Source organism: Pseudonocardia thermophila (genome assembly GCF_900142365.1).
GTDB classification, from domain to species: domain Bacteria; phylum Actinomycetota; class Actinomycetes; order Mycobacteriales; family Pseudonocardiaceae; genus Pseudonocardia; species Pseudonocardia thermophila.
On the sequence record NZ_FRAP01000025.1, the window covers coordinates 86071 to 98563 of the forward strand.

Annotated in this window: 12 protein-coding genes; 3 read left to right on the plus strand and 9 right to left on the minus strand. The window is 72.8% G+C overall.

Annotated elements, in window-relative coordinates; all coding sequences use genetic code 11:
- Positions 1–9 precede the first annotated feature (9 nt).
- The 6 genes from BUE41_RS26470 to BUE41_RS26495 are packed head-to-tail and all read right to left on the minus strand — an operon-like array spanning position 10 to position 4829.
- Entirely contained in the window at positions 10–1299 is a 1290-nt protein-coding gene (locus tag BUE41_RS26470; protein WP_084755911.1) for a malate dehydrogenase, read from the minus strand.
- Complete coding sequence (locus BUE41_RS26475; protein ID WP_234997596.1) at positions 1296–1940, minus strand: BMC domain-containing protein; 645 nt, start codon at positions 1938–1940, stop codon at positions 1296–1298. The genes BUE41_RS26470 and BUE41_RS26475 overlap by 4 nt, the downstream gene beginning before the upstream one ends.
- Positions 1937–2764, minus strand: a complete 828-nt coding sequence (eutJ, locus tag BUE41_RS26480; RefSeq protein ID WP_143172369.1) for an ethanolamine utilization protein EutJ — start codon at positions 2762–2764, stop codon at positions 1937–1939. Before eutJ ends, BUE41_RS26475 begins: the two co-directional genes overlap by 4 nt.
- Positions 2761–4152, minus strand: coding sequence for an aldehyde dehydrogenase family protein (locus BUE41_RS26485; protein ID WP_073460047.1), 1392 nt, complete (start codon positions 4150–4152; stop codon positions 2761–2763). The genes eutJ and BUE41_RS26485 overlap by 4 nt, the downstream gene beginning before the upstream one ends.
- A gap of 6 nt (positions 4153–4158) precedes the next feature.
- Positions 4159–4482, minus strand: a complete 324-nt coding sequence (locus BUE41_RS26490; RefSeq protein ID WP_073460088.1) for a BMC domain-containing protein — start codon at positions 4480–4482, stop codon at positions 4159–4161.
- 56 nt (positions 4483–4538) lie between these two features.
- On the minus strand, positions 4539–4829 hold the full coding sequence (locus BUE41_RS26495; RefSeq protein ID WP_073460048.1) for a EutN/CcmL family microcompartment protein: 291 nt from the start codon (positions 4827–4829) through the stop codon (positions 4539–4541).
- Positions 4830–5039: 210 nt separating this feature from the next.
- Here BUE41_RS26495 and BUE41_RS26500 point away from each other — a divergent pair, with 210 nt between their 5' ends.
- Genes BUE41_RS26500 through BUE41_RS26510 form a run of 3 tightly spaced genes read left to right on the plus strand, consistent with a single transcriptional unit; the run spans position 5040 to position 7756 of the window.
- Positions 5040–6038, plus strand: a complete 999-nt coding sequence (locus tag BUE41_RS26500; protein WP_073460049.1) for a DUF7064 domain-containing protein — start codon at positions 5040–5042, stop codon at positions 6036–6038.
- A gap of 4 nt (positions 6039–6042) precedes the next feature.
- Positions 6043–7020: an HAD family hydrolase gene (locus BUE41_RS26505; RefSeq protein ID WP_073460050.1), complete on the plus strand. Its 978-nt coding sequence runs from the start codon at positions 6043–6045 to the stop codon at positions 7018–7020.
- On the plus strand, positions 7013–7756 hold the full coding sequence (locus tag BUE41_RS26510) for a tyrosine-protein phosphatase (RefSeq protein ID WP_073460051.1): 744 nt from the start codon (positions 7013–7015) through the stop codon (positions 7754–7756). The genes BUE41_RS26505 and BUE41_RS26510 overlap by 8 nt, the downstream gene beginning before the upstream one ends.
- 138 nt (positions 7757–7894) lie before the next feature.
- On the opposite strand, the gene BUE41_RS26515 is transcribed toward BUE41_RS26510, so the two are convergent.
- The 3 genes from BUE41_RS26515 to BUE41_RS26525 all read right to left on the minus strand — a co-directional run bounded on the left by BUE41_RS26515 (position 7895) and on the right by BUE41_RS26525 (position 12491).
- Positions 7895–10363, minus strand: coding sequence for a pyruvate, phosphate dikinase (locus BUE41_RS26515; protein ID WP_073460052.1), 2469 nt, complete (start codon positions 10361–10363; stop codon positions 7895–7897).
- Positions 10360–10977 (minus strand): hypothetical protein, encoded by a 618-nt coding sequence (locus BUE41_RS26520; RefSeq protein WP_084755915.1) that lies wholly within the window; start codon positions 10975–10977, stop codon positions 10360–10362. The genes BUE41_RS26515 and BUE41_RS26520 overlap by 4 nt, the downstream gene beginning before the upstream one ends.
- Positions 10978–11057: 80 nt before the next feature.
- Positions 11058–12491: a hypothetical protein gene (locus BUE41_RS26525; RefSeq protein WP_073460053.1), complete on the minus strand. Its 1434-nt coding sequence runs from the start codon at positions 12489–12491 to the stop codon at positions 11058–11060.
- Between the last annotated feature and the right edge of the window lie 2 nt (positions 12492–12493).

Here is a 12493-nt window from a genome sequence, read left to right on the forward strand (position 1 = left end):
ACCCTCCGCTCATGCCGGGACCGCCTCCAGGTCGGCCACGCGGATGCGGATGCGCTCCGCGGCCTCGCGCAGCGCGGCCAGCTCGGCGGGGGACAGGTCCAGCTCGACGATCTCGCGGACGCCCGTGCGGCCGAGCCGGGCGGGCAGGCCGACGTAGACGTCGCGGATGCCGTAGGTGCCGTCGGCGAGGACGGCCGCGGGCATGACCTCGCCGCGGTCGGCGGCCATCGCGAGCACCATGCGCGCGGCGGAGGTGCCGGGGGCGAGGAACGCGCTGCCGGTGCGCAGCAGTCCCACCACCTCTGCACCCGAGTTGCGGGCGCGGTCGACCGCCGCCTCCACCGCGGGCCCGGCGAGCTCCGTACCTGCGGCGCGGGCCTGCGACAGCGGGATGACCATCTCGTCTCCGTGGCTGCCCAGCGCCCACGCGGACACCCGGTCGGCGCGCATCCCGACGGCCGCCCCGGCGAGTGCCTGGAATCGGGCCGTGTCCAGCACCCCGGCCATGCCGAGCACCCGGTGCGCCGGGAACCCGGAGACCCGCCACGCGTGCTGGGTCATCTCGTCGAGCGGGTTGGTGACGACGACGATCACCGCGTCCGGCGCGGTGGCGGCGACCCGCTTGGCGATGTCGCCGACGACGGCGGCGTTCGTGCTGATCAGGTCGGACCGGCTCATCCCCGGCTGCCGCGGCCGGCCGGCCGTGATGATCACGTAGTCCGCCGGGCCCGCCTCCTCGACGGAGCCGACGCCGCGCACGCGCGTGCCGAAGCCGGACAGCGCCGCGGTGTGCGTGAGGTCCAACGCCACACCGGCGGCCCGGCCCTGGTCGACGTCGACCAGCACGACCTCGTCGAACACGTCGGCGTCGGCCAGGCGCAGCGCGGCGATCGTGCCGACCTGGCCCGCCCCGACCACGACCACCCGGCCGGTGCCCGCCGGCGCGGGGGTGGACAGCCGGGCGTTGCGGCGGAACAGCGCTCCGGACGGCGGCGACATCGGTGGCGCCGGGGGACCGAGCTTGCGGAACAGCTCGGCCGTGATCACCGCAGCGTCCGGTGCGGCGGGCGGTTCCGGCGCCGGCGGGGCGAGTGCCCGCGGCGGGGCGGGCGTGGGTGCTGCGGGCTGAGGCGTGGGTGCGGGCGGAGGCGGAGTCGCGCGGACCGGTGACCCGACCACGATCTCGACGCCGAGCTCCCGTGCCCGCTCGCGGGCCAGCGGGGTCACCACGTCGCGGGCGCCCACGTGCAGGACACCGCCGGTGGCGGCGTCCACCGCGGCGGCTCCCACCACGGTCATCGCCGGTCCTCCCGCCCCTCGATCCCCTCCAGTGCGGCGACGGCAGCGTCGCGAGCGCTCTGCACCTCGCTCTCGGTGCCGGACAGGAACATGCGCCCGAACCGGCCGACGGCGCGCAGCTCGATCACGGTGATGCTGGCGGCCTTCTCCGCCTCGTTCGCGGCGATCGAGATGTAGGCCGCCGGTGCGACCTCCATGACGAACAGGCTCTGCCCGGGCATGAGCATCGAGCCCTTGCGCCACTTGTTGAGCAGCTGTGCCTGGTAGGGGTGCACGTTGGTGATGAACTGCGTGGACGCGATCGTCGGGCGGATCCGGTCGGTCTCGGTCATGCCGAGCTCATCGAGGATCGCCCGGCCGGACGCGAGCACCTCGGCCTGCTGCTCGGAGTGGATCTCCAGCAGGCCGAACTCGCGTTCGATGATCTGCAGCGCGGGTCGCACGCCGGCCGCCTTCAGCGCGATGTCCGCGGCGCGGAACACCTCGTTGCCCGGCGCCATCTCGATGTAGAGCTCGGCCATGCCGGCCAGCGGGACGTCACCCGGGCTGGTCGCGGCGATGTGCGCGGCGCACTGCGGCTGCATCCGGTCGATGAACGCGTAGGTGCGCAGGGTCGGCGTGTGGCTCGACGCGGTGGTCACGGCGCGCACCTCGCGATCCCGAGCGGGGTGATGAGCAGGGCGTGCGGGTAGGTCACGACGGTTCGCTCCAGGTAGGACGCCAGCACGTCATCGGCGCCGGGGACCATGAGGGCTCCGCCCGCGAGGTGCAGGGGCAGGTCCTCGTCGCCGCGGGTGAGGTCGCGGACGTTCTCCGCGATCTTCTGCAGCCCGGGCACGAGGATCGGGAGGCTCTCGCGCGGATGGGTGCGCTTGTAGGGCTCGGCCTCCTCGACGGGGATGCCGAGCGCACCGGCGAGCACGAGGTCGAGGTGGTGGCCGCCGCCGGGCCGGTCGTCGAGCCGGGTCAGGACGCCGTCGCGGAAGACCCCGACGCCGGTCGATCCGCCGCCGACGTCGACGACGGCCCCGTCGGTGATGCCCAGCGCCGCGTGCGCCGCGCTGACCTCGTCCACCAGCGCGACTTCGGCGAAACCCGCGCCCTCGCAGACGAACGTGCAGGCGCGGGCGTCGGCGACGGGGATGCACGGAGGGTACGCCGTGGCGGCACTGACCAGCTCGACGCCGAGCGCGGCCTCGGCCGCTTCCCGCAGCCGGGTCACGGTCGCGCGGGCCTCGGCGAAGTCGACGACCACACCGTCGCGCAGCGCGCCGGAGGGATGGGCGCCGACCCAGACGGGCCGGCCCGCGTCGAGGACGACCAGCACGCAGCTGGCGGTGCCCAGGTCGACCCCGACCTGAAGCGGCCCGCCGGTGAGCGGGCGCGGGCCGCCGTCGCGCGCACCGGAGGCCACCGCGGCGGCCTCCTCCAGCAGCTCCCGGACGTCGGGCACCGTCGTGATCACGGGATCTCCACCGGGTCGTAGATCGTGCGCCACGGCCGGACCTCGTGCGCCACCCGCTTGATGTTGATCAGGTGCATGGGTGTGACGTTGTCGGAGCAGATCGAGCCGCTCCACGTGCCCGTGCCCAGTTGGAACGACGGGTCCACCTCGGTCGAGAAGCCCATCCCGCCGAACAGCGCCGGGGTGTTGATCACGATGCGGCCGGCGGGCAGCGTCGCGAACGGGGCGATCTCCTCGGGATCGGCTGCGTGCACGGCCGTGGTGTGGCCCTCGCCGTCGAGGGCGAGGATCTCCCGGCAGCGGGCCCAGCCCTCCGCGGCGTCGCGGACCCGGTAGACCGACAGCACCGGGCCGAGCACCTCCCGCGACAGCGGGGTGTCGACGCCGACGCTGTCCAACTCGCAGGCCAGCACTCGGGTGCCGGCCGGGACGGAGAAGCCCGCCAGCTCGGCCAGCCGCACCGCCGTCTGCCCGACGTTCGCCGGCCGCAGCGCGCCGCGCTCGTCGAACAGCACGTGGATCAGCGCGTCCTGCTGCGCCTCGTCCATCCAGTACGCGCCGCGCTCGGTGAACGCGGACAGGAAGGCGTCGGCGGCGGCGTCCGCCACCACGATCGACTGCTCCGCCACGCACGCGGTGCCGTTGTCGAACGACTTCGAGGTGATGATCATCTCGGCGGCCTCGGCCGGGTCGGGCACGCTGGCGCCGACGTAGGCCGGCACGTTGCCCGCCCCGACCGCGATGGTCGGCTTCCCGCTGGAGTACGCGGCGCGCACCATGCCCGGTCCGCCGGTGGCCAGCACCAGTGCGATCTCCGGGCGGCGCATCAGCTCCTGCGTGGCCGACAGGGTGGGGTTCTCCAGGCAGGAGATCAGCCCCTCGGGCGCGCCTGCGGCCACTGCGGCCTCGGCCATGATCTCCGCGGCCCGGTGGGTGCACCGGGCCGCCCGCGGGTGCGGGGCGTGCACGATCGCGTTGCCCGACTTCACCGCGGCGAGGCTCTTGAACAGCGTCGTCGACGTGGGGTTGGTGACGGGGATGATCCCCGCGATGACCCCCATCGGGCTGCCGATCGCGGTGACCCGGGCCGCCTCGTCGACCCACAGCACCCCGATCGCCCGGCGCTGCAGCATCCACCGCGCGACGAAACCGGTGTTGTAGCGGTTCTTGTAGATCTTGTGCTCGTAGACGCCGTACCCGGTCTCGTCGACCGCCATGCGCGCGAGCTCCTCGGCGGCATTGGTCCCGGCCCGCGCCATCGCGCGCACGTAGTGGTCGAGCGTGTCCTGGTCGGCGCCGTCGAGCGCCTCGAACGCCCGGCGCGCCGCGCGTGCCTTGGCACGGACATCGGCGAGCCCGGCGAGGTCGGCGTCCAGCGTCGCGGTCATCGAGCGTCAGGCCTTGGGTCGGGTCAGGGCCGCGAGGATGCCCTCGGTCTCGTCGTGCGGTCGGGGGATCACGTGCACGGACACGACCTCGCCCGCCTTGCCGGCCGCGACGGCACCCGCGTCGGTGGCGGCCTTCACCGCACCGACGTCACCGCGCACCATCACGGTGACCAGGCCGCCGCCGATCTCGCGGTGGCCGAGGATCTGCACGTTCGCGGCCTTGACCATCGCGTCGGCGGCCTCGATCGCCCCGACGAGGCCCTTGGTCTCGATCAGGCCGAGTGCCCCGCGCAGCGCGGGTGCGGCCGCCGCTGGAGTAGTCGCAGCCATCTTGTCCTCCGTATCGGTACCGGGGTCGGTGGTCGCGCCCTGCCGGAGAGCGCTCATCACTTGCGGTAGCTGACGGTGCCGTCGCGGACCACGGTGTCGGCGATGGCGACGACCGCCCGATCGGTCGGGACATCGGCGCCTGCGGCGACCCGGGCGGCCCCTCCCGCGGCCACCAGAACGACCTCGCCGACTCCCGCGCCGACCACGTCCACAGCCACGTAGGCGGGGCCGCTGGTCTGCTCGGGGTCGGTGTCGAGGGCGTCCTGCACCAGCAGCAGGCTGAACCGGTCGAGCCCGGGCTCCTTGGCGGTGGAGACGACCTGACCGAGCACCTTCGCCAGCTGCACGCCCGGTCACCTCCATCGGTGTGTGGTTCACGGCGGGATCCGCCGGATCGGACAGTAGGAGCGGCCGGACCCGCCGAGCCTTATCCCGAAGGGACAACGTCTCCGGGATCGGTTGTCCTTCGTCGCACTGGAGTCACGTGCGTGCGGAACGGCATCGTGGCGGCACGGGACCTCCCGCCCCCGGGCGGTCCGGCCACGAGGAGGTGCAGGGTGATCCGGCCCGAGGACGCGCAGTTCCACCAGCCCACCAGCGACGACCCGTTGTGGGCCGAGACGAACTACTTCGGCCTCTACGCAGGTCAGGACACCGACCGGCCGATGAACATCGGCATCTACGCCCTGTTCCGGGAACCGCTCGGCGTCGTCGGCTCCACGGTCTCGGTCAACAGCCGCAGGGTGACCGTGCCCTGGGTGGCCGACTACTGGGACGCGTGGGAGCACCTCGTCGTGCCGCAGCCGTCGAATCTGCTCGACTACGAGCTGGCGAACGGGCTCAAGGTGGTCTGCTCCGACCCGAACAAGGTGTGGGACGTCGCCTACACCGACCCGGCGGCCGACCTGGAGATCCGGTTCCGCTGCACGGCGCTGATGGAGCCGTACGACATCAACGACCCGGCGATGGACCCGCTCGCGGCCGACCGCGACATGAGCAAGACGTGGGGCCACGCCTACGCCGGGCACTTCGACATGACCTGCCGCTTCGAGGGCGAGATCCGCCTGCGCGGGGTGACCACCCCGATCGACTGCGTGTCCACCATGGACCACAGCTGGGGCGTGCGCGCCGAGCGGCAGACCTCGCGGCTGTCGTGGATGCACGCGCACTTCTCGCCTGACTTCGCCGTGCACGGGCTGTTCGACTTCACCACCGAGAACGGCCCCGATGCCCCGTCGCCGATCCAGATGACCCACGGATACGTGCTCGACCACGGCGAGGTCATCGGTCTCGCCTCCGGCAAGGGGGTCACCGAGCGGCGCGGGTTCTACCCCGAGAAGATCCAGATCGAGGTCGCCGACAAGTCCGGGCGCATCTGGGAGTTCAGCGGCACCGCGCTCACCGCGTTCCCGTGGCAGTCCCAGCCCGGCGTCGTCGGGCACAACTGCTTGCTGCGCTGGACGCACGACGGGCAGACCGGCTACGGCGAGTGCATGGACTTCATCGGGATGGGAGAGCTCGGCGACGTCTACCACAGGCTGCACACCGGGAGCTGACGCGATGACCCCGCCCGCTCGCCCACCTGTCCGGGCGGTCGTGTTCGACCTCGACGGCACGCTGGTGCAGACCCGCATCGCGTCGTGGGAGGTCTTCGAGAAGATCAGCCGCCGCTACGGGCTCGGCGTGGACGACCCGGAGCAGTACTTCGCGTTGTTCAACGGCAACATCTACACCTCGATCGCCGAGCTGTGCCGCGACGAGCAGCAGGCCGCGGAGGTCAAGGAGGAGTTCCTGCGCCTGCTGCGGACCGAGTACACCCCGCCGCTCGTGCCCGGCATGGCCGCGGTGGTGCGACGGCTGGCTGCGAGCGCCACGCTGGCGGTGATGTCGTCGAACGCGATGCAGGTGCTGCGCCGCGTCCTCGTCGCCAACGACCTGGCGTTCTGCTTCGCCCACGTCTACGGCGGCGACGTCATCCCCGACAAGCGCACCGCCATCCGCGCGTTCCTCGCCGAGCCCGCCAACGGGTACGGGCGGCGCTGCTCGGCCGACTACGACGAGGCCGGCCGCCCGTTGACGCCCGACCCGGCCAGCACCGTGCTGGTCACCGACACCGCGGGCGACGTGCGGGACGCGCTGGCCACCGGGATCCGCGTCGTCGGCGTCGCATGGGGCATGCACACCGTCGAGGAGCTCACCGCGGCGGGCGCGGAGTTCGTCGCGCTGTGGCCGCAGGAGCTGCTCGCGCACCTGCTCGGCGACGCGGCCGCGGACCCTGTGGGCGGGGCCTGTGCCCTGCCCGCCGCGCCTGCGGCACCCACCGTCGAGCACGAGTCCGCGCCCGAGCCCGATCCGCTCGCCGCGGTGCGCGCGGCGGCCGCAGCTCGGCGCCGGCGGCGGCGCACCGCCGCCCGTGCCGACGTGCTCGTGGCCTGCGCGCCGGCGCCGCCGGTCCCGCAGCCGGCGCAGCTCGCAGGAGCCGGTCCGGTGGCCGGGGGCGAGCTGCTGAGCGCGATTCGAAGGACCTGCGGTGGCTGAGCCCCGTCCGGTGCGCGGCCTGGTCGGCGCGTACAACTTCCGCGACCTGGGTGGGCTGCACTGCGCCGACGGCCGCCGGGTGCGCCACGGCCTGCTGCACCGCTCCGACACGCTGCAGGCGCTCACCCCCGACGACGTCCGGTACCTCGTCGACGAGGTCGGCATCGAGCTCGTCGTCGATCTGCGCCGCGGCGGCGAGGCGGTCGCGCAGGGCCGCGGTCTCCTCGCCGAGACCACGGTGACGTACCTGAACGTGCCGCTGGCCGAGGCGCCCGAGGCGTCCCAGCACCCGCCGCGCGAGCAGACACTGATCTTCTACCTGGACCACCTGCGGTCGCCGACGTCGGCGCTGCCGATGCTCGTGCAGATGCTCGCCGCGGTCGCCGGGCGCCCGGTCCTCGTGCACTGCGCCGCCGGCAAGGACCGCACCGGCCTGGTCGTCGCGCTCCTGCTGAGCCTGCTCGGAGTGGACCGCGGCGAGATCGTCGCCGACTACCTCGCCACCGACGCCAACATGCCGCGGATCGTCGAGCGGATGCGTGGCTGGCCGCACTACGCGGCGCACATGGCGGCCGTGCCGCCAGAGCTCTACGAGACCCACGAGCACTCGATCACCGGGTTCCTCGACGCCCTCGAACGCGACCACGGGGGTGCGGAGGGCTGGGCCGCCGAGCGGGGCATCCCGGCCGAGGCCATCGCGCGCCTGCGCGAGCGCTGCACCGAACCCGCCGGCTAGCCGAGCGCGAACAGCGACGAACGGCCCTTCGTGAGCAAGCATCGCTCACGAACGGGCCGTTCGTGTTCCCTCTCGTGTTCCCTCGCAGAGGCCCAGGGGCCGCCGCGCTGTACAGCGACGGCGGCCCCGGTCACCCGCTCACCCCGCCGCTGCCCGGCCCAGGGCGAGGACGAGGGGGCGCGTCTCCGCGGCGTCGACCGCGAACCGGCGGAACCCGAGCGCGTGCAGCTGCGCCGCCGTCTCCTGCGACACCGTGCCGGACAGGCGCAGCCCGAGCGGGCACGACCGCACCGCGGCCACCCGTTCCAGCAGGCCGACGACCGCCGGGTCCACGCTGCTCCGGGGGTCGCAGGTCAGCAGGCCGCGGGCTAGGTAGTCGTCCAGCGGCTCCGCGGTGAGCAGCTGCCGCGCCGGCAGCCCGAACACCGCCGCCTGCAGCGCGCGCAGCTCCAGCCACAGCACGTCCCCCGCTGCGGCGATCTCCGCGACGTGGTGCACGCCGCGCGGGCTCGTCACGTACGCGCCCACCGGCACCCCGGACTCCGCGGCCAACTCGCGCAGGGCGCGCGCCTCGGCCGGGTCGGAGACGTGCCGCAGCGCGAGGTGCGGCCGCGCCGCGCCCCCGGCCGCGGCCGCGGCGGCGGCGAGGCCCCGCAGCTGCGCCGCGACGAGCGCGGGCCTGCCCAGCGGCACCGACAGCGCCGGGTGCCGGGTGGTCACCGCTGTCTGCTGCAGCAGCTCGCGGGCCTCGTCGGCGACCAGGTCGATCGCCCGGATGCCCACCTCGGCGCCGCCCGCTGCGGCCAGCAGCGGCGTGAACTCCTCCTCGACGAGCTCGGCGATCCGGTCGAACGCGGCGGCCGACATGTCGTCGGCCCCGTCGAGCAAGCTCTGCACGAGCCCGTCGATGTGCCCGGTCGCGGCGAGGACGTCGTCGACGGCGGTGACCAGTCCGTCCGCGCCCGCGGCGAGCGCCGGGGCCACGTCGGCGGGAAGCGTCACCCGGGCCAGCACCGTGCTGTCGCCGCTCCTGCGGGCGATGCGCAGCAGCCCGTCGAGCGCCGCGGTGGCCGCGGCCGGTGTCGCCACGGGGAACGCACCCTCGAACAGTTCGCCGGTGGCGCCGTCGAGGGAGACCTCGCTGCCCTCGGGGAGCACGCGGTCCCCGACGACCAGGGTGCGCGCCCGCTCGTCGACGACCAGCGCGGACGCCCCCACCACGCACGTGGTGCCGAGCGCGCGCGCGACGACAGCGGCGTGACTGGTCGAGCCGCCGGTGGCGGTGACGATGCCCTCCGCCGCGATCATGCCGTGCAGGTCGGCCGGGCTCGTCACGGGCCGCGCGAGGATCACCGCCTCACCGGCCTCGGCACGCTCCTTGGCCCGGTCGGAGTCGAGGACCAGCTTGCCGCTCACCTGCCCGGGGCACGCGCCGATCCCCGTGGTCAGCAGCCTGCCCGCCGCGCGCGCCTCGGCGACGTCGTCGTCGGCGAACCCGGGCCGCTGGACCTGGCGCACCTGCTCGGCGGTGACCATGCGCAGCGCGGCCGCCGGCGCGATCGTGCCCTCGCCGGCGAGGTCGGCGGCGATGCGGACGGCCGCCTCCGCGGTCCGCTTCGCGCTGCGGACCTGCAGGAAGTACAGGGTGGAGCGCTCGACGGTGAACTCGATGTCGAGCACGTCGCCGTACGTGCGCTCCAGCTCGGCGCAGGTGGTGCGCAGCTCCTCCAGCAGGGGGGCGGGCAGCGCCTCGGCAACCGGGTCGGGCGTGCGGATGCCGGCCACGACGTCCTCACCCTGGCTGTGCGCGAGGTACTCGCCGAACAGGCCCGGCGCGCCGGTGACCGGGTTGCGGGTGAACACCACCCCGGACCCGGAGTCGGCGGACAGGTTGCCGAACACCATCGACTGCACGACGACGGCCGTGCCCAGGTCGTGCGGAATGCCGTGGAAGTCCCGGTAGGTGCGGGCCCGGCGGGTGTTCCACGAGCGGAACACGGCCTCGACGGCGCCGAGCAGCTGCGCCCGCGGATCGTCGGGCACCGACTCGCCGCAGTCGTCCTGCAGCTGCTTCTCGCACGCCGCCCAGATCCGGTCGTAGACCTCACCCGGGTCGTCGTCCGGCCCGACCGCAGCCGCGAGCACCTCCAGGCCCTGCCCGGGATCGAGCGCTCCGAGCACGGTCTCGGCGTACATCGCGTGGAAGCGGCGGACCACGTCGGCGACGAACCGCACGTCGCCGGTCGCCTGCGCGAGCGCGACGGCGGCGCGGCGGTCGATGCCGAGGTTGAGGATCGTGTCCATCATCCCCGGCATGGAGATCGGGGCGCCGGACCGCACCGAGAGCAGCAGCGGTACGGGCCCGGAGCCGAACGCCTTGCCGCTCGCCCGCTCCAGCTCCTCCAGGCGGGTGAACACCTCGTCGGCCAAGCCTTCGGGCAGCCCGCCGACCTGCAGGTAGTGGCGGCAGGCGTCGGTGGCGATGACGTAGCCGGGCGGCACCCGCAGGCCCAGCTGGGTGAGCCGGGCAAGCCCCGCACCCTTGCCGCCCAGCCGGTCGACGTCGGCCGGATCGGCCTCGGCGAAGGTGAGCGTCGCGCGAATCATTCCTCGCGCTCCCGGCCCAGCGTGCGCAGCAGGTCCTCGTGGAACTCGAACCAGATGTTGTGGATCGAGTCGACGGTGGGGGAGGACACCAGCTCGGTTCGCCCGGCGTCCACGCCGGCGAGCGCGGTGCGGAACCGCCGCGGGTAGGCGGAGAAGCGCGGATCGTGGGTGGCGAGCACGTCCAGCAGCGGGGTCAGCCGGGCGATCAGCTTGTCCAACCGATCGATGATCTTGCCGTCGTACTCGGCGTCGGAGTGGTCGTTGGCGACCTTGCGGCCGCCGACGTCGACCTGCTGCCACGCCGACATCGTGGTGAGGAACTGGGAGTTGGTGGTCTCGAAGCGCTCGACCAGCTCGCCGACGGTCCGGTCGGCGCGCACCGGGGCGTAGAGCTGGTCGGCGGCGGCGCGCAGCGCGGGTTCTGCCTCGTCGGTCGGCAGGGCGGAGCCGCCCGCCTCGACGACGAGGCCGCGTCCGGCGAGCCCTTGCAGGCGCTCCGCCACCTGCTGCGGGTCCCCGCCGATGGCGTCCGCGATCGCGTCCGCGGAGGCCATCTTCTTCAGCGCGACGGCGTTGAGCACGTCGTAGTCGGTCTTGTCCAACCCTTCGGTCACTTCTGCCCTTTCGCAGGACCGGGCGGCGCGGAGGCCCGCGCCGCCCGGTGTGGACGTCCGAGAGTGGTGCCGGCAGGCCGTTACAGCCAGCGGTACTTCGAGCGCCTGCGGTCGGCGTTCTCGGAGAACGGCAGGTAACCCGAGCCGGAGAAGATCTTGCTGGGCACCGTCTCCTGCGCGAACCCGCGCTTGGTGATCTCGTAGTAGTAGTTCGCGACCCGCTGGTCGATCTCCCACAGGTCGTAGTCGCGGCAGGCCTTCTCGTAGGTTCCGGCCAGCCGCAGGTGCGGGAGGATCATGTCGATGTAGTAGACGTACTGGCCGTTCCAGATCAGGTCGCGCCGGCACATCCGCGACGTCTTGGAGTAGAGCTTCAGCGTCGCGGTCTGCACCTTCTCGAGGTGCTTGTCGAGCTCGGCGACCGTGATCGGGTACACCTCACCCATCGGGGTGTTCCACTTCTCCCGGGCGAACACCGCTCCGCTCGTGATCGCCTCGATGTAGTTCTTCGGGCGGGTGAACGTCGTGGAGATGTCGTTGACCCGGATCTCGGCGAGGCCCATCTTCTCCGGGTCGATGGTGAAGGCCAGCGTGTAGCAGTGCGGGAGACCGGCGTCGTCGCAGACGTCGCTCCAGTGGAAGATCTCCTCGTTGACGAACAGGTCGCGCAGGATCAACAGCTGGCCGTCCGGCAGCTCGTACGGGCCGGTGTCGCCCAGGCCGAGCCGGCAGTCGTAGTGGTCGAGGAACGACAGCAGCTCCGCGGCCGCGTTGAACTGCGTGAACTTCGCGTGCGCCGGGCCGCCCTCGTCGAGCGGTTCCAGCTGCGAGGTGATCTGGGAGAGCAGCTCGGGCTCGTGGATCCGGCAGCGGTAGCGGTCCTGGGAATTGAGGATGTAGCCGTCCTGGCGCTTGCCCCACAGCACCCGCTGCATGAACTTGAGGATGATGTTGGATTCCTCGATGTAGTCGTCCGGGCCGATCGCCTCGAGTGCGAGCAGACCGCACCGGCCCATGCCGAACCCGACGGCGCCGATGCACCAGTCGTGCACCGAATTGATCTTCGTGCCGATCTCGCGCCGCGCAGTCGCCCCGATGTCCATGACCCCCTGTGCGCCGCCGACCTCGTCGGTCGTCATGCGCAGGATCTCCGGCCACCGGTAGAACTCGTGCATGAAGGCCAGGATCTCGTACTCCTGGCGGGGGATCATGCCGCTCACGCCCTCGGTGGCGCGCATGACCAGCACGTCCCAGATGTTCCACGCCAGGTAGTTGTTGAGGTCGTTGAGCTCGTCGATGGTGAACTCGTCGCGGAGGACGTCCTCCTTGGACACCTTTTCCAGGACCCGGCTCTTCGCCCGGGCCCGCATCATCTTGTCGCCCTTGATCCCGTCGGTGACGGGATCCATTCCGACGAAGTTGCCGGTGTAGGTGAGCTCCTGGAAGCGCAGGCCGTCGTCGTCGGGCTCGTACCGCTGCTTGTAGGTCGCGCGCTTGCCCTCGGTGGTCGTCACTG